This is a genomic window from Phytohabitans sp. LJ34 (assembly GCF_052068095.1).
Classification (GTDB): Bacteria; Actinomycetota; Actinomycetes; order Mycobacteriales; family Micromonosporaceae; genus Phytohabitans.
The window spans coordinates 153,966-173,735 of record NZ_JBQHDG010000005.1 but is presented as its reverse complement, the minus strand read 5'-3'; the positions used below and the strand labels follow the sequence as shown (position 1 = coordinate 173,735).

Genomic DNA, 19,770 nt, shown 5'->3' with positions numbered 1-19,770 from the left:
CTCAACCCCGCTTCTGGTCGATGCCGTACCAGCGCAAGGGTACGGGGCCATCGCCTGCCAGCACGTCCGCGACCCAGGCGGCTTCGGCGGGTGTGACCGGCTCGGCCAGCGCGTCGAGCAGGGTCGGGTGATCGCAGCCGGCGGACTCCAGAGCGGCCAGGAGAGCGGCGGTGTCACGGCGGCGGGCGAGCGCCCGGACCTGCTCCGTGCACCACGGCTCGGCGGCCACCCGGTCGACCCGCCGGCGCGCCAACCGCACCAGCGTGGCGAGCTCGTCGAAGGGGAAGACGTCGCTGCCGGCGTACCGCAGCGTGCCAGCCACTCCCTCGCCGGGCACCTCCAGGTAGTCGGTCACCTGCGCCTCGGTCAGCACCCGTGGCGAGTACGGGAACAGCGGCTCCTGCTCAGCCGGCGGCACCGGTACCCGCAGCGAGCGCAGCGCCGCGCCGAGCAGGCCACGTACCGCGACGGCGTCGTCCTCGGCGGTGATCGGCGCGAACCGGCACAGCAGCGCGACCGTCAGCCCGGGGTGCGGCAGCGACGGGTCGTCGAGCGCCACCACCTGGCCGATCAGCTCCAGCTCGGGCCAGAGCAGCCCGTGCGGATGCCACCGCGACCGGTCGTCCCACGCCATCGGTATCGGCTCGATGCTGGTGGGCGTGCGCAGGCCGAGTGCGTAGGTGCCGTACCGCCGGTCGAGGTCGAGCACCAGCGCGTACCCGCCGGCGATCGGGAATGTGGCGCGCAGCTCCGCGGGGTCGGGATCGGCGTGGGGGGTGGTGCGAAAAAAGTAGTCGGCCCAGAACGCCGGGTCGTGGCAAAGTGTCCGCAGGGCGTCGGGTACCGGCACGAGGCATCATCCTGCCCCACCGATAGGCTGGCTGTCCCATGTCCAAGACTTCGAACGCCACGGGGCTTACCGATGCGCAGCGCAACGCCGTGGCTGAGCTGATGCGCGTCTCCCCGATCGCCGACGAGCTCGGCCGCCGCTTCACCAAGGCCGGGTACGAGCTGCACCTGGTCGGCGGATCCGTGCGCGACGCGCTGCTCGGCCGGCTCGGCGACGACCTGGACTTCACCACCGACGCACGGCCGGACGACATCCTCCGGGTGCTCGAGGGCTGGGCCGAGACCACCTGGGAGACCGGCCGCGAGTTCGGCACGATCGGCGCGCAGCGGCATGGGCTGCGGCTGGAGATCACAACGTTTCGCTCCGATGCGTACGACGGCGTGACCCGCAACCCGGTCGTCCAGTACGGCGACAACCTCCTGGACGACCTGCGCCGGCGCGACTTCACGGTCAACGCGATGGCGGTGAGCCTGCCCGAGCACCGGTTCACCGATCCGTACGGCGGCCTCGACGACCTCGCCGCCCGGCGCCTGCGTACACCCGGCACGCCGCAGGAGTCGTTCGGCGACGACCCGCTGCGGATGCTGCGGGCCGCGCGCTTCGCCGCCCAGCTGCGGTTCGCCGTCGACCCGGACGTGGTCGCGGCGATGGGCGCGATGGCCGCCGACCTCGGCCGGATCACGGTCGAGCGGATCCGCGACGAGTTCACCAAGCTACTCTGCGGCGCCGACCCGGTGACCGGGCTGCGGCTGCTGGTCGACACCGGCCTGGCCGACCGCTTCCTGCCCGAGCTGCCCGGCCTCAAGCTCGCGATCGACGAGCACGCCCAGCACAAGGACGTGTACGAGCACACCCTCACCGTGGTCAGCAACGCGGTGCGGCTGGAGAGCGGCGAGGGCCCCGACTTCATCCTGCGGATGGCCGCGCTGATGCACGACGTCGGCAAGCCGGCCACCAAGGCGGTCGGCCCGGACAACAGGGTGAGCTTCCACCACCACGAGGTGGTCGGCGCGCGCATGACCAAGCTGCGCATGAAGGAGCTTCGTTATCCCAAGGACGTGACGTCCGACGTGGTCAAGCTCGTCGCCTTGCACCTGCGCTTTTACGGGTACGGGCGGGGAGAGTGGACCGACTCGGCGGTGCGGCGGTACGTGACCGACGCCGGTGACCTGCTCTCCCGGCTGCACAAGCTGACCCGCTCCGACTGCACCACCCGCAACAGGCGCAAGGCCGCCCAGCTCTCGTCCGACTACGACGCGCTGGAGACCCGGATCGCGCAGATTCAGGAGGCCGAGGATCTCGCGCGGGTCCGGCCCGACCTCGACGGAAACGCGATCATGGAGTTGCTCGGCGTGCCGCCCGGCCCGATCGTCGGCCGCGCCTGGCGGCATCTCAAGGAGGTCCGGCTGGAGCGCGGCCCGCTCGACCGGGACGAGGCCGAGGCAGAGCTGCTGCGCTGGGCGCGCGACGAAGGTGTGATCTAGCCAGCCGGTTGGTTGGTTACAAGCCGTGGCGCGTCTCGGCTACCGTCGCTCGCGAAGTGAGCCGACTCCGGTCGGCGGCCGTAGAGGGTGTGTGAGGGGGAGGCAGCTGATGCAGCCGTGTGCGGTCTGCGGGGGCGTACAGGTGAACGCCGCCGGCTACTGCACGCAGTGCGGCACGTTCCGGGGGATTCCCCAGCAGCCGCCGCCACCGCCACCCGCTTATCCACAGGCACCCCCGCCTGGGTACCCCGGTTATCCACAGCCCGGGAGCCCGCCGGCCTACCCGACGAGCGTGCCCCCGGCGGGATATCCGACGAGCGTGCCGCCGGCGTACGCCCAGCAGACCAGCGGCGGCGGCTACCCCGGCTATCCGCCGCAGCCGCAGCAGCAGCGCGGCCGGTCCTACATGGTCCCTCTTTTCGCGCTCGGCTCGGTGCTGGTGGCCCTGGTTGTGGCGATCGTGATCGTGGTGGCCGCGCGGGGTGGCGGTGACGACCCCATCGCCGGACCGACCGGCGACCCGACCACCGGCGGCCCGGTGGAGAGCACGAGCGCCGCGCCCGGCTCCGACCTCGACGAGTGCGTGATCGGCACCTGGCGGGTGACGTCTCACAAGGAGACGGTGGCGGTCCAGGGAGACAGCGTCACCTTCACCGGCGGCGAGGGCGCGACACTGCGGCTCAACCGCGACGGCACCGGCGAGACCGACTACGGCAGCAGCACCGAGTACAGCGGCGAGCTCAACGGCTCGACGGTCCGGCTGGAGATTTCCGGCCGGCTGACCTACAACTTCACGACCAGGGCCGGCCGGGTCAACGTCACCGACGTGGAGTCGAACGTGAGCGGCAAGGTCACCCTCGGCGGCGAGGAGTACGACGTCCCCAACGTCCTCGACACCAAGGACGACTCGTCGAGTTACACGTGCTCCACCGACCGGCTGACGCAAAACACCGGGCTCCTCACGACCGAGTACGAGCGAGTCAGCTGAGCGTCGCTGTCACACCCGGCGGCCACAATAGGTGGATGCGTTGGGTGGTGATCGACTCGCCGATCGACGAGCTTTCCGTCGCCGTGGACGACACGGGCGTCTGCGGCGTGCACTTCGGCGCGGTGGCCGACGCCGCCGAGGTGAGCGATCCCCGCCTCGACGCCGCGGTCGCGGAGCTGAGGGCCTACTTCGCGGGCGAGCTCACCGACTTCACCCTGCCGCTGTCGGTGCGCCGGGGCAGCGACTTCGAGCGCGCGGTGTGGCACCAGATGACTCTGATTCCTTATGGGGAGATGCGCACCTACGGCGAGGTCGCGGCCGCGGTCGGAGACCCCGGCGGCGCGAGGGCGGTCGGCGTCGCATGCAATCGCAACCCGATCCCGATCATCGTGCCCTGCCACCGCATCGTCGGCGCCGGCGGCAAGCTCGTCGGCTTCGGCGGCGGCCTCCCCCGCAAGCGCTACCTGCTGGAGCTGGAGGCCCGCGTCGCCCTCCAGCTTTCTTGGGGTTCCTGAGTTGGTGTTCTTGAGCCAACCCTAGGTCCTTTGTAGAACATCTGTATGGATTTAGAGCTGATGATCAGACCAGAAGTGGCGCAGCGCCTGCGGGACCTGGCCGAGGAGGAGCAGCGCTACAAAGAAAAGCTCGCGGAGGAGGCGATCGAGGGGTACCTGAACCGCGCTCAGCGGAGAGAGGAGCTGTTGCGCATCCTGCGCCGTGAAGAGGAGGCAAACGCAGAGTTCTACCGAGAGCTGGGCGACCTATGAGCCTCGGTGCAACACGGAGTGATCCGGTGGCAACCACTGGATATGTCGAATGCGGGCCTGGCCTGGCGCGCGCTCGCGGTAAGTCTCGGACGCGTCGGGTTGGTGCTCGAGATGCCGGCCGCGGACCGGAGCAAGCTCACCGACGACCTCACCACCGGCGCGATCGATTCGGTTGACGAGGTCACACGACGACTTGCCCCGTACCTACGGGTCATCGAGTGAAAACGGGCCGGGACGTCGCGTCCCGGCCCGTCTTCGTGCGGTGGTCAGCGGTCGACTTCGCCCTTGATGAAGGCCTCGACCGCGGCGTGCGCCTCGTGGTCCGCGTACTGGACCGGCGGCGACTTCATGAAGTAGGACGACGCCGACAGGATCGGGCCGCCGATGCCGCGGTCCTTGGCGATCTTCGCGGCGCGGAGGGCGTCGATGATGACGCCGGCCGAGTTGGGCGAGTCCCACACCTCGAGCTTGAGCTCGGCGTTGAGCGGGGTGTCGCCGAAGGACTTGCCTTCGAGCCGGATGTACGCCCACTTGCGGTCGTCGAGCCACGGCACGTGGTCGGACGGCCCGATGTGGACGTCGGACTTGGCCATCTCGTGCGGCACCTGGGACGTCACCGACTGCGTCTTGGAGATCTTCTTCGACACGAGCCGGCTGCGCTCCAGCATGTTCATGAAGTCCATGTTGCCGCCGAAGTTCAGCTGGTACGTGCGGAGCAGTTCGACGCCGCGGTCTTCGAAGAGTTTGGCCAGCGCGCGGTGCACGATGGTGGCGCCCACCTGGCTCTTGATGTCGTCACCGACGATCGGCAGGCCCGCGTCTTCGAACTTCTTGGCCCACACCGGGTCGGAGGCGATGAACACGGGGAGCGCGTTGACGAAGGCGCAGCCCGCGTCGATCGCCGCCTGGGCGTAGAACTTGTCGGCCGCCTCGGAGCCCACCGGCAGGTAGGACACGACGACGTCGACCTGCGCGTCGCGCAGTGCCTTGACGACATCGACCGGGGACTCGTCGGACTCCTCGATGATCTCGCGGTAGTACTGACCCAGGCCGTCGAAGGTCGGGCCGCGCTGCACCTGCACGCCGGTGGGCGGCACGTCGCAGAGCTTGATGGTGTTGTTTTCGCTGGCGACGATCGCTTCAGCGAGGTCTCGACCCACCTTCTTGGCGTCCACATCGAACGCCGCGACGAACTCCACGTCAGACACGTGGTAGTCGCCGAAGGTGACGTGCATGAGACCCGGGACGCGGTCGGTGGGGTCGGCGTTGCGGTAGAACTCCACGCCCTGCACCAGAGACGAGGCGCAGTTTCCGACACCGACGATGGCCACGCGTACGGAGCCCATCGCGTTTGCCTCCTTCTTGTTCATCACGGCCGCTCCGGGATGTCCCTGGTAGGTCCAGGCGGAGGCGGGCTGTCTTTATCTGTTGGGCTGGCCGAGGGCTTGCCCTCGGGCGCCCGGCCGGAGCGCTCGTTGGCGATGAGCTCCTCCAGCCAGCGGACCTCGCGCTCGCAGGCGTCGAGTCCGTGGCGCTGCAACTCGAGCGTGTAGGCGTCGAGCCGCTCGGTAGCCCGGGCCAGCACGTCGCGCAGACCCTCCCGGCGCTCCTCCACCTTTCGGCGGCGACCTTCGAGGATGCGCAGCCGCGTGGCGCGGTCGGTGCGCGCGAAGAACGCGAAGTGGACGCCGAAGCCGGCATCGTCATACGTCTCTGGCCCGGCCTGCGCGAGCAGCTCGGCGAAACGCTCCTTGCCTTCCGCTGTGATCTTGTAAACAACGCGACCGCGGCGGGTGGTCAGCGGCGGGACCTCTTCGGCACCGACGGCCGCCTCCCCCGCCTCGGTGATCCAGCCGACGCCCTGCAACCGCCGCAACGTGGGGTACAGGGTGCCGTAGCTGATCGCCGCGCGGATCGCGCCGAGCTTTGTGGCGAGCTCTTTGCGCAGCTCATAGCCGTGCATCGGAGACTCCTGGAGCAGGCCGAGGATGGCGAGCTCGAGCACGTCTCACCCTCCTTACCCACTGGTGTACTCGCGTTAACCGGTGCGATGTATCGCCCCGATACATCGCACGGTATCGCGGAGGTGGCCGGACGGCAAACATCAGAATCGAGTCGTCTGGTAGCAGAAAGTGACGGTTGTCGCCTCCTCGCCCGGAACCGCGTACCCTCGTCCGCATGCGCACGCAGCGGCAGGTTGTCGACTACTCGCTCCAGAAGCGAGCGCTGCTGCGTGAGGTCCTTTCTGGCCGCGTGGGTACGTACGAAGTCTGCGATGCGTCTCCCTACTTGAAGAACGCCGCCCGCTTCCACGGCGAGCCCACCGACCGGCGCTGCCCGATCTGCCGCCGGGAAAACCTGACGCTCGTCCATTACATCTATGGCGATGAGCTCAAGCAGTCGGCCGGACAGGCCCGCACCCGCACGGAGTTGCCGGTGCTGGCGATGACGTTCCGTGAGTTCCAGGTGTACGTGGTGGAGGTGTGCCGCGCCTGCGACTGGAATCATCTCGTCGAGCAGTTCCTGCTCGGCCGCGACGGGCTGACCGATGAGCCCGCCGCAGAGACGGCGGCTGCCGTCGGCTCATCCACTTCTGGTTCATCCGCTACCGGCGTTGGGGCGCCGGCGACCAAACGAAGGCGAGAGGCCCGACGGTGACCGATGCTTGCCCGAACGACGGGGTGGAGGACCCGAAGTGGCGGGGCAAGCAATCACTCGTTAATCGGATAAGTCCGAATTTGTCGGGCGAAGCCTTGCTCGGTCATGTGGCCGGGCTGGCGTCAGAAGGTGTCCTAACTCACCGCAACACGGTGGCGTCGCGAGAGCGCGTCATCGCGACCGGCAGGGTGTGACGAATGAACTCGTACGACGACCCTAGTTCCGCGCGCGGTCGGGCCAATGTTTCAGGCCCGTCCGACGACTACGGGGCCCCCCGCGCCCGTGGGTCGGCACGCGGCGGCTCCGAGGGTGGCTGGGCCCGAAACGGCGACGGGTACGGCTCCGAGCCGGCGCCCCGCCCCACCTCGGGCCGCGCGGCCGCCGGCTCCTCAGGCCGGGCATCGGTCGGCGCATCGTCCGGGCGGGCCTCCGCCGGCCGGGCCTCCGTTGGTTCCGCGTCGGTCGGCTCGGCTTCACCGGGCACGGCAGGGCGGCCGCCCGTCGCCGGCGCGGCCGGCCGGGCCACCGTCGGTCGCGCCGCGGTGCGGCCGGTCTCGCCGGCCGGGCCTGAGTTCGGCCGGCCAGACGTGCTGGAGGGTCCCGGTGGGCCGAGCGGGCCGACCGGCCCCGGTCGCCGGGCCGCCAAGGGTGGCAGAGGCCCCAGCGACCCGGCCGCGATCAAGCGAGCCAAGCGGCGCAAGAGGATCAACTGGATCGTCGCCGCGTTCGCCGTCGTCGTGATGATGGCCGGCGCCGGCGTGGTCGCCTTGACCTGGTTCTACGACGACGTGCCGACTTACGACACATTCGAGGCCCAGGCGACCTCGATCGTCTACTCCAACGGCAAGGAGCTGGCCAAGCTCGGCGAGGTCAACCGCACGGTCGTGCCGGCCGACAAGATCTCGCCGGTGGTCAAGGAAGCCGTGATGGCCGCCGAAGACAAGAACTTCCTCGATCACGAGGGCATCGATCTCAAGGGCATCGCTCGCGCCGCCTGGAACAACTTCACCGGCGGCAACACCCAAGGCGCCTCGACGATCACGCAGCAGTACGCGCGGCACGCCGCCGACCTCAGCGGCATCAACTACAACCGCAAGATCCGCGAGGCGGTGCTGGCCCGAAAGCTGGAGCAGGACCTCGAAAAGGACGAGATCCTCGGCTACTACCTCAACGCGATCTACTTCGGTCGAGGCGCGCACGGCATCGAGGCCGCCGCACAGATGTACTTCCGCAAGTCGGTGTTGGTCCAGCCGGGTAAGAAGGGCGCGCTCACCAAGGAAGAGGCCGCCGTCCTCGCCGCGGTGATCAAGCAGCCGGAGCCCGACAAGGCCACCGGCCACAAGGGCTTCGACCCGCAGACCAACCCCGAAGAGGCCAAGGCGCGGTGGGGCTACACCCTCAACAACATGGTCGAGAAGAAGTGGATGACGGCCGATGAGCGGGCCAAGTCCGTCTACCCGACCAAGACGCTGCAAAAGTACGACGCGAAGAGCTGCAACATCGGCTGCGGCATCGACAAGCCGAGCGGCAACGTCGTCAACTACGTCCGCGACGAGCTCGAAGAGATGGGTATCCCGGCCGCCGAGTGGAAGAAGGGCGGCTACCGGATCACCACCACGATCAACCAGCAGGCGCAGAAGTCGGCGGAGGAGGCGGCCCGCTGGGCGTCCACGACCTCGCCGATGCACAAGCTGCCGAAGTACTACAAGGCAGCGCTTGTCGCGATCGATCCGACCAACGGCCAGGTGTTGGCGTACTACGGCGGTGAAAACGGCACCGGCTACGACTACGCCGGTCTCAACGACGGCGGCAACTCGGGCGGTCACGCGGCGGGTTCGACGTTCAAGATCTACACGCTCGCGGCGGCGATGAAGGCGGGCATCCCGATGGACTCGCGCTGGGACGCCCTCAAGGACGACGACAACGGGCGGAAGATCTCGAACGCGGGCCGCGACGCCGGTGACATCAGGTGCGGTCGCAGTTGCACGCTCGAGCAGTCGACGATCTCGTCGTACAACGTCCCGTTCTACTGGATCGCCGACGGTATCGGGCCGGCCAAGGTGGTCGAGGCGGCCCGCGATGCCGGCATCCGCACGATGTTCGACACCAACAAGGGCAAGCCGCACGACCTCACCAAGACCGCCCCGGAGAAGCTGGCGCCGGCGGAGTTCGACAACGAGGTGGCGTTCGGCCAGTACCCGATCACGGTGCTCGACCACGCCAACGGTGTGGCCACCCTCGCCAACCGGGGTATCTACAACAAGGCGCACTTCATCAAGAAGGTGGAGAAGCGCGACGCGACCGGCAAGTTCGGGCCGGTCCCGGGCAAGGGCGAAAAGCTCAAGCCGGAGCAGCGCTTCGAGGCCAACCAGATCGACGACATCAACGCCGTGCTCCAGAAGATCCCCGACAACATCGACAAGGATCTGAAGGGCGACCGCCCGGCCACCGGCAAGTCCGGCACCTGGGAGCTCAACCAGGACCGCAGCGACAACGGCGACGCCTGGTTCGTCGGCGCGACGCCGCAGATCGCCTCTGCGGTCTGGGTCGGCACCGAGGGCAAACGCCGGGCGATCAAAGAACCGGGCGGCACCAAGAAGATGTCGGGCTCCGGCACACCCGCCTCGATCTGGGAAATGTTCATGGACCTGGTGCATGAGCGGATGGCGCTGGAAGTCAAGCGGTTCGAAGACCGGAAGAACACCGGCGATCCGGACAGCCCGTTCCCGAACGGCGCGTCGCCACCGCCGCCGACCCAGGGGCCGGACAACGGCAATGGCAACGGCAATGGCAACTGTGGCCTGCTGCCTGACATCCTCTGCCCGGACAACGACCGCAACGGCAATGGCAACGGCAACGGCAATGGCAACGACGACGACAACGACAACGAGCAGCCCAACCCGGGCACTCAGACCACGCCACCGCCGCAGCAGGGCAACACGCTCCCGGGGGGTTAGCCTCTCCCGACCGGGTGTCGACTCGACGATTGCTGGGATCCGCGCGGCTGGGCCGCGCGGATCCCGCCGTCGATAGGGCATGATGCCTCTTTATGAGCGTGCGCACGACCGACATCGATGGATCTGAACGTGTAGATCATCCGGCGCAGTCGGACGGGTTCGTGCGCGGGCTGTCCGAGGCCATCGGGGGGCCGATCGGCGAGCACGCCGCAGGCTCCGACAAGCCGCAGGCGCAGTGGGGCGGGCGCTTCTGGACCGCCACCCGCATCGTCATCGCGCTGACCTGCCTCACGCTCGCCCTGCACTGGGTGCAAAAGTCGCCGTGCCGCGACGGTGCCTGGGCAGACCACATCCAGTACACGCGGTTCTGCTACACCGACGTGCTCGCGCTCTACTACGCCGAAGGGCTCAACGAGGGCAAGGTCCCCTACCGTGACCACCCGGTCGAGTACCCGGTGCTGACCGGCTACTTCATGGGCGCCCTCGGGCTGCCGGTGCACGCGCTCGGGGAAAGCCGTCCGGAGCTCAACCAGGCGCTGTGGTTCTACGATGCCAACGCCCTGGTGCTCGGTGCTCTCGCGATCGCGACGGTCGCCACGATCCTGGCCGTGCGTCGGCGACGACCGTGGGACGCGGCGATGTTCGCGCTCTCCCCCGCTCTATTCGTCACCGCGACGGTAAACTGGGACTTTCTCGCCATCGGGCTGGCCGCGTTCGGCATGTATGCCTGGGCCAAACGACATCCCGTGGTCGCCGGCATCCTCCTAGGACTCGCCGGCGCCGCGAAGATGTGGCCACTCTTCATCCTCGGGCCACTGCTGGTGCTCGGTCTGCGTACGAATCGGCTCCGGCAGGCGCTCGTGGCCACCGGCACCGCGCTCGCCGCGCTGGTCGCGGTCAACCTGCCGGCCGCGATTCCGTACCGGGAAAACTGGGACCGCTTCTTCGAGCTCAATACCGAGCGGCCGATCGACTGGGGCACGCTGTGGTATATCGGCCGTTACCTCGACGGCAAGTGGAACTCCGGCTCACCGGGTGACCAAGGCCCCTTCCAGTGGCTGAGCAACCATGTCCCGCAGCTCAACCTCCTGACGTACGGCCTGTTCGGGCTCTCCTGCCTCGCGATCGCCGCGCTGGCCCTCTTCGCGCCCCGCAAGCCGCGCGTCGCCGCGCTGGCGTTCCTCGTGGTCGCTTCGTTCCTGATCTTCAGCAAGGTCTGGTCCCAGCAGTACGTGCTGTGGCTGATTCCGCTCGCCGTCCTCGCCCGTCCGCGGTGGGGTGCGTTCCTCGCCTGGCAGATCGCCGAGGTGCTCTACTTCGTCTCGTTCTACGGGGAGCTGCTCGGCGCCTCGGGCAAGCCGGTCTTCCCGGAGGGCGTCTTCGTGCTCGCCTCCACCCTGCGGCTGGTCACCGTCGCCGTCCTGTGCGGGCTGATCGTGCGCGACATCGTGACGCCCGAGCGCGACCCGGTGCGGCAGACGTACGAGGACGACCCGGACGGTGGCGTCTTCGACGGTGCGGACGACGCGCCGTGGCTGGTGCGATGGCGCGCGCGACGCGAGGCCGGCGAGGCTCCGCCGCCGCCGGACCGGGAGCCGGTGACCGTCTGAGCTCCCGGCCAGCCGGGGTCAGAGCCGGTACACGATCGTGTCGCCGATCTCCTCGCGCTGGATGCCGAGCCCGTCGACGGGCAGGTCGACGGCCGCCTGCCACGGTGTGCCGTCGAGCTCGTCGCGGAGCATCACGACCGTCTTGACGCCCAGCTCGCGCAGGTAGTCGACGCTGGCTTGATCGGGGAACGTCTTGGCGGCCTCCCGCGTGCGCTCCTGCCGCACCGGCGTGAATCCGCTCCCGCCGTTGACCACCGGCTGGAAACGCGTGGTCGACCAGAGCATGACGGTCTGCTCGTAGGTCAGGTTGAAGGGCAGCACGAGGATCGGCCCGGGGTCGGTGCGCATCACCGCGGGCTGCGGGGGCACGGCCGGGTGCGGTGTGGTGTTGAGGCCCTCGACCAGCACCAGCAGCAGTGGCACCAGCGTGACGATGCGGAGCAGTACGCCTGGGCGCAGCGTCAACCGCGTGGCGGCGATCTCGTTGACCCGGCGCACCAGCGCGCTCACCGCACCCGCCGCCAGGATGCCCAGCAGCAGCGTCGTCCACAGCATGAGCCGGCCCGGCGTACGCAGGCCGTCCCAACCCGGCAGGTACTCGAAGAGCGGCAGATACGTGTACTTGCCGCCGAAGAAGTTGGGGCCGAGCGCCAGGATGCCGGTGACCAGCACGCCGCCGAGCAGCAGGAGCCGGTGGCGCACCTTCCAGATCGAGAAGAACAGGCCGGCGAGGGCGAGCGCGTACAGCACGTATCCGGGCAGGACGGCCATCTCGGCCGGCCACCGGAGGCCGTCGCGCACGTTTTCGTGCAGGTCACCCCAGATCAGCGACTCTGGCGGCGCGATGAAGAGGCCGCTTGGCGGCGGCGCGTACGCCTCCAGATCCTGCACACGGCGGGTCGCCTCCGGGTGCAGGTGTGCCACCTCGAAGTACGGCAGGGCGAGCAGCACTCCCGTCGCCGCGAAGATCAGGCCGCCGAAAAGGTCGGCCAGCGCCAGGCGCGCACCGAACCGCCGCCTGACCGCCCACCGCAACGCCTTGCGCCAATACCAGGTGAACAGGGCGACGAGCGAGAGCGCGCCAAGCACGTACGCGAAGATCAGGCCGATGCCGAAACCCAGGCTGAGCTGCCACGCCGCGACGAGCCAGCCGGCGAGCGCCCACCCCGCGTGGCGCCGGTCGTCGCGATATCCGTGCGCGAACGAGTAGCCGTGCCCGCGGGCCAGCATCGCCAGCGCGAGCGGGATGCCGCCGTTGGAGACGATGTGCAGGTGTCCCGCCTGCGCCAGCATCCAGGGCGCGTAGGTGTAGGCGGCCCCCGCCACGATCGCGCCGGTGCGACCCGCGCCGAGCTGGCGGACCAGCGCATACGCCCCGAAGGTCGCCAGCGCGTGGGCCAGCACGAAAATGATGTTGTATCGGAGGATGGCCGCCTGTGGGCCGTCGCCCAGCATGCCGGCCGGCGCGTATCCGAGCAGGGTGTCGGAGAACGCGAAGGTGAGCCGCTCCGGGAAGAAGGTATTGGAATCCCACAGGTGGGCCGGGTCGCTCAGCAGGATGTGGCCGGACCAGGCCATCTGCCAGGCCTGTAGCGCCGGGTCGTGAAAGTCTTGCGGGAGCGTGTGCAGCGGATAGCGCAGGGTCGGCCAGGTCATCAGCACGGCGAGCACGATGCAGCCGAGGACGGCGAGGGTCCACTCGTGGATCAGGAACCGGCCGATCGCCCGCCCGACCCGCTGACGCCTGGTCGGTGGCAGCTCAGGCTCCGGCGCGAACGCCGCGAACGGGTCGCGCGGCCGCCCCTCCACCGTGGCCTTTTCGCCCTTGGCGTCGCCTGCCTTGTCCCCGGCCTGCTCGGCCTCGGCTGTCTTGTCCTCGGTCTTTTCGCCGGCCTTGGCCTTTTCGTCAGTGTCGGTCTTTTCGTCAGCCTCGGTCTTTTCGCCGGCCTGGGTGACCGTGGTCCCCTCGGCGTCGGTGGCCTTGTCGCTCTTGGGCTCGCTGACGGCGGTCTCGTCGCGCTTGGCCTGGTCGGCCTCGGGCGCCGCGCTCGACTCCGGAACCGTCGGATCGTCATCGACGACCTGCGGCTGCTCCGTACTCATGGAATGGGGTCCTATCGGCCGACTCGGTCGCGCAGGAAGGTGATGTCGGCGGCTTGGCCGTCGACGCCGCCCGGGGTCTCCACCACAACCGGCGCGCCGGCCGCGCGCACGACGGCGACCACGAGCTCGGGGTCGATCCTGCCGCTCCCGAGGTTGTCGTGGCGGTCTCGCCCGGAGTCGAAGTCGTCCTTGGAGTCGTTGGCGTGGATCAAATCGATGCGGCCGGTGATCGCCTTGATCCGGTCGACGGCGGTCAGCAGGTCTTCGCCGCCCGCGTGCGCGTGACATGTGTCGAGGCAGAAGCCGGGCTCGAAGTCGCCGATCGCGTCCCACAACCGGGCCAGCGCGTCGAAGCGGCGGGCGCAGGCATTGTCGCCGCCGGCCGTGTTTTCGATCAGCACCGGGGTGGCAAAGCCGCCCTCCTTCGCCGCGTACTCGAATGCCTTGCGCCAGTTGTCGAAGCCGGTGGCGATGTCTTCGACCTTGTCGACGTGTCCACCGTGGACGATCAAGCCCTTCGCCCCGACGTCGGCCGCACCCTTGGCGTGGCTCATCAGCAGCTTGCGGCTGGGGATGCGGATGCGGTTGTTGAGCGTCGCCACATTGATCCGGTAGGGCGCGTGGATGTAGACGTCGACGTCGGAGGCGCGCAGCGCCTCGGCGTCGGCACGCGGCGACGGATCCTTCCACGCCTGGGGATCGGTGAGGAAGAACTGCACCGTGTCGGCGTCGCGGGCGGTCGCGGCGCCCAGCGGGTCGGTCGAATCGACGTGGGCTCCGATACGCATGGGGCCGAGCCTACTGAAGTGGTCTGACGGTCCGTCATCGAGCGGCCGTTCCTGACAAATCACCCGTCACCGGCGACTCGCCCAATTCGTTACTCGGAGTAGACCCAGCCCGGGAGGTCCCTCAGCGCGGCCTCCCGGGCGCGCCGCCGACCTGGGAGATGGTGAATGCCGCCGCCGGCACGACACCGCGCCGCCGCCACCGCGGTCGCCGCGCTCTTCGCCGCCATGCCGCTGCTGGTCACCGCCGCCGCGCAGGCCGCGCCGGCGCCGGACCAGCTTCCCGCGGAGAGCGGCAAGGAGGTCGTCTTCAGCGGCGACCGAGGGCTCCTCGGCGTCTCCTGTGCGGCCAATCCCAGCACGAGTTCGGTCACGATCCCGGCGGAGACCACCTTGCGCGTGGTCAACAAGACGGGGTACCGGGCGAAGCTGATGCTGGACGGCGCCGCGCAGGGTGAGATCGCGGACGGCGCGGCGGCGCCGGTGGTGTTCCACCGCGGGCCGGTCACGCTGGGACTCAAGCCAAGCTGCATGCTCTCCGACGAGTCGGCGGTGCGGGTCGAGGTCGTCCCGGCGCCGCGCGCCAAGGCGCCTGGCTCCAAGCCACGGCCCGGCTCGCCGGCGCGACCGGCTGACGGCGAAGGCGACCAGCGGGAGGAGCGGCCGGAGGCCGAGCCGACGGCGACGCCGACACCCTCCCCCGCCGTGACGGAGACACCCGAACCAGCGATGGCCAGCGAAGACGGTGGCGACTCGGGTGAGGCCGTGGCTACCGTTGACGACACATCAGGTACCGACGAGGGTGTGGCGGCCGAAGCGCTCTCCTCGGTGCAGCCGGTGCGCAAGAGCGGACCAATTGGACTTCTAGCGCTGATCGCCTCAGTTTGCGTGGTGGGCGTCTCAGCCGGTGCAATTCGGGCGATTATCGCTCAACGTGCAACTCGGACGGGTGTCGCGTAATATACAAGTCAACACAAGGCTCCGCGGGGCGCCTTCTATCCAACCTCGTCGGTGTGGTCGTTCCTCCCCAGGTCCCACCCAAAGAAGCGGATAGGGCGCCCCGCGGCTCTTCATGCCGGGCCAGCCCGGTATCCTGGTTCGGTTCGCCTCGTCGCCGTGGGCATATCCCACGGCGTCACTTGTGCGGACAGACGCACGACCTCCTGCCACGGACGGACCGTGGCCACTAGCCCAGAGGAGGTGAGCACGTCTTGCGTCATTACGAGATCATGGTGATCCTCGATCCAAGCCTCGAGGAGCGCACCGTCGCCCCGTCGTTGGACACGTACCTCAACGTGATCCGCACCGCGGGTGGCTCGGTGGAAAAGCTCGACGTCTGGGGTCGCAGGCGACTGCAATTCGAGATCAAGAAGAAGGCCGAGGGCATCTACGCGGTCATCGACTTGCAGTCATCCCCTGAGGCGGTCGCAGAGCTGGATCGTCAGCTCCGGCTCAACGAGTCCATTCTGCGTACCAAGGTCATCCGGCCGGACGTCCGCTGACGCGGCGCCGGCTCGCCCGGATCAGCCTCGTCGTGTTGTCGTACGGCTCTGGCAGCCTTCCGGCAAACGATGAGTGCGCGAGGAGTTGGTCATGGCAGGAGACACCATCATCACGGTCATCGGAAACCTGACCGATGACCCCGAGTTGCGCTTCACCCCGTCGGGTGCGGCGGTCGCCAAGTTCCGGGTCGCATCGACGCCCCGGGTCATGGACCGCCAGTCCGGCGAGTGGAAGGACGGCGAGCCGCTCTTCCTATCCTGTTCCGTGTGGCGGCAGGCGGCCGAAAACGTCGCCGAGTCGCTCCAGCGGGGCGCCCGCGTGATCGTCTCGGGCCGGCTGCGCCAGCGGTCGTACGAGACGCGCGAGGGTGAGAAGCGCACCGTCTACGAGCTTGAGGTCGACGAGATCGGCCCCTCGCTGCGGTACGCCACGGCGAAGGTGCAGAAGATGTCGCGCTCCGGCGGTAGCGGCGGCGGCTTCGGTTCCGGTGGTGGCGGTGGCCAGAGCGGCGGTGGCGGCGGAGGAAACTTCGACGACCCGTGGGCCACGGCGACTCCAGCCTCGTCCAGCTCCGGTTCGGGCGGCGGCAGCAACTTCGACGACGAGCCTCCGTTTTAATGCCGGGACCCCGACGGGGCGGCACAGGATCATCAGGAGCACGAGCAATGGCTAAGGCTGCGGCACTTCGCAAGCCGAAGAAGAAGGTGAACCCGCTCGACAAGGAGGGGATCACCTACATCGATTACAAGGACACGGCGCTGCTGCGCAAGTTCATCTCCGACCGCGGCAAGATCCGCGCTCGGCGGGTGACCGGGGTGACGTCCCAGCAGCAGCGGCAGATCGCCCGTGCGGTCAAGAACGCCCGCGAGATGGCGCTCCTGCCGTACACCACGACGGCGCGCTGAGGGGAGGCACCACGATGAAGATCATTCTGACTCAGGAGGTGTCCGGCCTCGGCAGCCCTGGCGACGTGGTGGAGGTCAAGGACGGCTACGGCCGTAACTACCTCCTCCCGCAGGGCTTCGCCATCACGTGGTCGAAGGGCGCGGAAAAGCAGGTCAGCGTGATCCGACGGGCCCGCGAGGCCAGGGAGATCCGCGACCTGGGCCACGCCAACGAGATCAAGGCCCAGCTCGAAGGGCTGACCAAGGTCAGCCTGTCGGCTCGCGCCGGCGACGGCGGCCGCCTCTTCGGCTCGGTCACCCCGACCGAGGTCGTCGAGGCCGTGCGCGCCGCGGGCGGCCCGGCTCTCGACCGGCGCCGGCTGGAGCTCTCCGGGCACATCAAGTCGCTCGGCGCGCACCAGATCCGGGTCAAGCTGCACCCGGAGGTCACGGCCCGCTTCGACCTGACGGTGGTCAAGGCCAAGTAAGGCACGCACGACAGACGGGGGCGCTTCGGCGCCCCCGTTTTCGTTTACTCGTCCGCCGCGCGCCAGCCGCCTATGGGCTGGCCGCTGATTTCCGCCGGGGCGCTGGCCGCCGAGGGAGCTGGCCGCTGGTTTCCGCGGGGCGCTGGCCGCCGGGGGGCCGCTGGTTTCCGGCGGGCGCTGGCCGCCGAGCGGCTGGCCGCTGGTTTCCGGCTGGCGCTAGGGCCTGTTTACAAAGTCCTTGCCGGGCTCGCCGAGCCCAGACACGACCAGCGGCGTCGGGCGTAGGGCCGCGTACAACACCGGTATGCGACCTTACGCCCGCCACCACCGGACGCGGCCTGGACTCCGGCTCGCCTCGACAATCCTTTTGAAACAGGCCCTAGAGCCAAGCGGGGAGCGGCGTGCCCGCGCCGCTCCCCGCGGCGGCGCGACTGGAACACCAGTGCTGTTATAGCGGCGGTTTAACGGCACTGGTGTTCCAGTCGTCGCGGGACACCGCCGCGCCCTAGCCGTAGAAGGGCTGGCCGCTGGTTTCCGGCGGGCGCTAGCCGCCGAGCGGCTGGCCGCTGATCGCGGAAAGCAGCACAGTGGACAGTCCGCCGCCCACGACGGCGGCCGCCAGACCCACGCTGACCGAACGCCACGTATTACTGACCCAGCGCAGCAGGACCGCCACGACCAGGCTGACCGCCAGGGCCGCCGCGAAGCGGGTCAGGCCGCCGGAGAGCGAGCCCAGCACCTGGGACTCCTCGCCCTGCACGACCGTGTAGACGGCGAACAGGAGCAGCGGCACCGTGTACCAGGCGAGGGTGGCCAGGATCGCCGCCATTACACCGCCTGGTGCGCGGATGTACTCGTCTTCGAGCTCGTCGGGCGTCGCTACCCGCCGGACAGCCGCACCCAGGGCGCGCTCGCGGCCGGCGTCAGCGGCTGGTGCACGCCACCCGGCCGGCGCTGCCGCCGCCGCGCGGCCAGGCGCCAGGGCGGCGGGACGCTCGGCACCGGCGACGGTCGAGGGTGCGCGCCAGTCGCGCGTAGGTGCGTCGGCTACGCCCCGCTCGGTCACCGGAGCGGCGGTCGGTGCGCGCCAGTCGCGTGTAGGTGCGTCGGCTACGCCGCGCTCGATCTCGGGGGCGGCGGCGGCCGCCCGCCACTCGCGGGTGGGCGCGTCGGCTACGCCGCGCTCGATCTCCGGGGCGGCGATCGGTGCGCGCCAGTCGCGCGTAGGTGCGTCGGCGACGCCGCGCTCGATCTCCGGGGCGGCGATCGGTGCGCGCCAGTCGCGCGTAGGTGCGTCGGCGACGCCGCGCTCGATCTCCGGGGCGGCGATCGGTGCGCGCCAGTCGCGCGTAGGTGCGTCGGCGACGCCGCGCTCGATCTCCGGGGTGGCGGGTGCGCGCCAGTCGGCCGGTGGTGCTTCGGCGCGGGCGCGATAGGTCGTCGGGGGGTCGTCGCGGCGCGGTGCCGCTCCCCTGAGGTCGTCGCCGCGGAAGGTCGTGGGTGTGCTCCGGGCGCCGGGCCGGTCGTCGTAGTCGGGCTCATCCGGAAACGCGACCGCCGGCGACCGCGGGGCTGACGACGGGATGCCAACCCACCGCGGGTCGTCGTCGGAGAGGCGGGCCGCCGGCACCTCGCTCCGGCCGGACCACCCGGGTGTGCTGGACAGGCCGGAAACCGGCGCGCTGCTCGACCACGACCCGGAGGGCTCCTCCGCGCGGCCGCTGTCAGAACGGGTGCTCGGCCACCGCGCCTCGGTCTGGTCTTGCCAGGATCGGCGCCGGCGCCCCGTCGACGCCGGGTCGAGGCCGACCGCCCACTCTGGCCGCCGGGGGCGGGACGCCTGACCGTCGCCGGCCTGCTCGCCGGCGGGCGGCACCCACTCGCTGGTGTCGGTGAAGCCGTCACGCTGCGGCGGAACGGCCGGACGCCGGTCGTCGTAGCCGCTGGGCTCGTCGGGCAGCTCGCGCCAGTCGGGGGCGGTCCGGCGGCGGCCGTCCGGCGCGGCGCGGCGGCCACTGTCCGATCTGGACGGCATGAGCGGCTCGCCGGTGTCGCGATGCCACTCGCCGGTGAAATCGCCCCGAGTCCACTCGCCTGTGTAGGCCTCGCGGGTCCACTCGCTCGTGCTCGCCGCGCCGACCCACCCGCTCGTCGGCGCCGACGACGGGGTCCAGCCACTCGTCGGCGCGACCTCGGGTGACCACCCGCTCGCGTGGCGGCCACCGCGGTCGTCGGGCTCCTCGTAGCGGCTGAAGGTGCCGGTGCTGTCTTCGTCGCCCTGCTGCCACCGGGTGCGGGCACTGCGCCGCCCATATGGCCGGTCGTCGGCGACGGCGTCATCCTGCTGGCGGCGGCGGCCGCGGTAGATGCTGCCGGAGGCGCCGGACGAATAGGAGGAGGAGCCGCCAGACGGGTAGCCACCAGCGCCGCCGAGATCGGCCCGGTGCGCACCGCTCTCGCCGGTGTAGTCCCAGCTCTGGGGGCGAGCCTCGTCAGCAGACCGGCGCTCACGCCGGTCGCGAGAGTCGAACCCCCAGTCCCGGTAGTCCACGGTCAAGCTGACCTTTCCTGATGTCTTCAGACCGCAACTGGCCCCTGGGCACATCCGTCGATGGTCATGATATGCCGTAATCAGGGCCTCGGCAGACCCTGAATTCTTCCTCCACACCTTGGGGACCGAGTCCGCCCACGTC

At 69.7% G+C, this 19,770-nt stretch carries 19 protein-coding genes; 13 read left to right on the top strand and 6 right to left on the bottom strand.

What is annotated here, in order from left to right; genetic code table 11:
• Position 1: 1 nt before the first annotated feature.
• On the bottom strand, positions 2-850 hold the full coding sequence (locus tag ACTMTJ_RS10815) for a hypothetical protein (protein ID WP_441216020.1): 849 nt from the start codon (positions 848-850) through the stop codon (positions 2-4).
• Positions 851-888: 38 nt separating this feature from the next.
• On the opposite strand from ACTMTJ_RS10815, the gene ACTMTJ_RS10810 reads away from it, so the two are divergent.
• The 5 genes from ACTMTJ_RS10810 (at position 889) to ACTMTJ_RS10790 (ending at position 4,311) form a co-directional block, all read left to right on the top strand.
• Positions 889-2,334 (top strand): CCA tRNA nucleotidyltransferase, encoded by a 1,446-nt coding sequence (locus ACTMTJ_RS10810; protein ID WP_441216019.1) that lies wholly within the window; start codon positions 889-891, stop codon positions 2,332-2,334.
• Positions 2,335-2,443: 109 nt separating this feature from the next.
• A complete protein-coding gene (locus tag ACTMTJ_RS10805) occupies positions 2,444-3,322 on the top strand; it encodes a hypothetical protein (RefSeq protein ID WP_441216018.1) in 879 nt (292 codons plus the stop codon).
• Between the two features lie 35 nt (positions 3,323-3,357).
• The gene (locus ACTMTJ_RS10800) at positions 3,358-3,837 is read left to right on the top strand and encodes a methylated-DNA--[protein]-cysteine S-methyltransferase (RefSeq protein WP_441216017.1); all 480 of its coding nucleotides are present in this window, start codon (positions 3,358-3,360) and stop codon (positions 3,835-3,837) included.
• A 45-nt stretch (positions 3,838-3,882) separates the two neighbouring features.
• A complete protein-coding gene (locus ACTMTJ_RS10795; RefSeq protein WP_441216016.1) occupies positions 3,883-4,089 on the top strand; it encodes a hypothetical protein in 207 nt (68 codons plus the stop codon).
• 42 nt (positions 4,090-4,131) lie between these two features.
• On the top strand, positions 4,132-4,311 hold the full coding sequence (locus ACTMTJ_RS10790) for a hypothetical protein (RefSeq protein WP_441216015.1): 180 nt from the start codon (positions 4,132-4,134) through the stop codon (positions 4,309-4,311).
• A gap of 44 nt (positions 4,312-4,355) precedes the next feature.
• Here the strand turns inward: ACTMTJ_RS10790 and ACTMTJ_RS10785 are convergent, their stop codons facing one another.
• Together ACTMTJ_RS10785 and ACTMTJ_RS10780 are read right to left on the bottom strand one after the other, a co-directional pair.
• Positions 4,356-5,435, bottom strand: a complete 1,080-nt coding sequence (locus ACTMTJ_RS10785) for an inositol-3-phosphate synthase (protein ID WP_441216312.1) — start codon at positions 5,433-5,435, stop codon at positions 4,356-4,358.
• Between the two features lie 23 nt (positions 5,436-5,458).
• Positions 5,459-6,094: a PadR family transcriptional regulator gene (locus ACTMTJ_RS10780; protein ID WP_441216014.1), complete on the bottom strand. Its 636-nt coding sequence runs from the start codon at positions 6,092-6,094 to the stop codon at positions 5,459-5,461.
• Between the two features lie 173 nt (positions 6,095-6,267).
• On the opposite strand from ACTMTJ_RS10780, the gene ACTMTJ_RS10775 reads away from it, so the two are divergent.
• The 3 genes from ACTMTJ_RS10775 (at position 6,268) to ACTMTJ_RS10765 (ending at position 11,314) form a co-directional block, all read left to right on the top strand.
• On the top strand, positions 6,268-6,747 hold the full coding sequence (locus tag ACTMTJ_RS10775) for a DUF5318 domain-containing protein (protein ID WP_441216013.1): 480 nt from the start codon (positions 6,268-6,270) through the stop codon (positions 6,745-6,747).
• A gap of 197 nt (positions 6,748-6,944) precedes the next feature.
• A complete protein-coding gene (locus ACTMTJ_RS10770) occupies positions 6,945-9,704 on the top strand; it encodes a transglycosylase domain-containing protein (protein WP_441216012.1) in 2,760 nt (919 codons plus the stop codon).
• A 92-nt stretch (positions 9,705-9,796) separates the two neighbouring features.
• Positions 9,797-11,314 (top strand): glycosyltransferase family 87 protein, encoded by a 1,518-nt coding sequence (locus ACTMTJ_RS10765; protein ID WP_441216011.1) that lies wholly within the window; start codon positions 9,797-9,799, stop codon positions 11,312-11,314.
• Positions 11,315-11,332: 18 nt separating this feature from the next.
• Here ACTMTJ_RS10765 and ACTMTJ_RS10760 read toward each other — a convergent pair whose 3' ends face one another.
• Together ACTMTJ_RS10760 and ACTMTJ_RS10755 are read right to left on the bottom strand one after the other, a co-directional pair.
• A complete protein-coding gene (locus tag ACTMTJ_RS10760; RefSeq protein WP_441216010.1) occupies positions 11,333-13,417 on the bottom strand; it encodes a hypothetical protein in 2,085 nt (694 codons plus the stop codon).
• 11 nt (positions 13,418-13,428) lie between these two features.
• Positions 13,429-14,205: a deoxyribonuclease IV gene (locus tag ACTMTJ_RS10755; RefSeq protein ID WP_441216009.1), complete on the bottom strand. Its 777-nt coding sequence runs from the start codon at positions 14,203-14,205 to the stop codon at positions 13,429-13,431.
• A 165-nt stretch (positions 14,206-14,370) separates the two neighbouring features.
• Between ACTMTJ_RS10755 and ACTMTJ_RS10750 the strand changes: the two genes are divergently transcribed.
• The 5 genes from ACTMTJ_RS10750 (at position 14,371) to rplI (ending at position 17,077) form a co-directional block, all read left to right on the top strand.
• Positions 14,371-15,162, top strand: a complete 792-nt coding sequence (locus tag ACTMTJ_RS10750; protein WP_441216008.1) for a hypothetical protein — start codon at positions 14,371-14,373, stop codon at positions 15,160-15,162.
• Positions 15,163-15,413: 251 nt separating this feature from the next.
• Positions 15,414-15,704 carry a 30S ribosomal protein S6 gene (gene rpsF / locus ACTMTJ_RS10745; protein ID WP_441216007.1) on the top strand — a complete coding sequence of 97 codons (291 nt, stop codon included), beginning with the start codon at positions 15,414-15,416 and terminating at the stop codon, positions 15,702-15,704.
• A gap of 73 nt (positions 15,705-15,777) precedes the next feature.
• The gene (locus tag ACTMTJ_RS10740) at positions 15,778-16,323 is read left to right on the top strand and encodes a single-stranded DNA-binding protein (RefSeq protein ID WP_441216006.1); all 546 of its coding nucleotides are present in this window, start codon (positions 15,778-15,780) and stop codon (positions 16,321-16,323) included.
• Positions 16,324-16,370: 47 nt separating this feature from the next.
• On the top strand, positions 16,371-16,610 hold the full coding sequence (gene rpsR / locus ACTMTJ_RS10735) for a 30S ribosomal protein S18 (RefSeq protein ID WP_173040721.1): 240 nt from the start codon (positions 16,371-16,373) through the stop codon (positions 16,608-16,610).
• Positions 16,611-16,624: 14 nt separating this feature from the next.
• Positions 16,625-17,077 carry a 50S ribosomal protein L9 gene (rplI, locus tag ACTMTJ_RS10730; RefSeq protein WP_441216005.1) on the top strand — a complete coding sequence of 151 codons (453 nt, stop codon included), beginning with the start codon at positions 16,625-16,627 and terminating at the stop codon, positions 17,075-17,077.
• A gap of 544 nt (positions 17,078-17,621) precedes the next feature.
• On the opposite strand, the gene ACTMTJ_RS10725 is transcribed toward rplI, so the two are convergent.
• A complete protein-coding gene (locus tag ACTMTJ_RS10725; RefSeq protein ID WP_441216004.1) occupies positions 17,622-19,628 on the bottom strand; it encodes a hypothetical protein in 2,007 nt (668 codons plus the stop codon).
• Between the last annotated feature and the right edge of the window lie 142 nt (positions 19,629-19,770).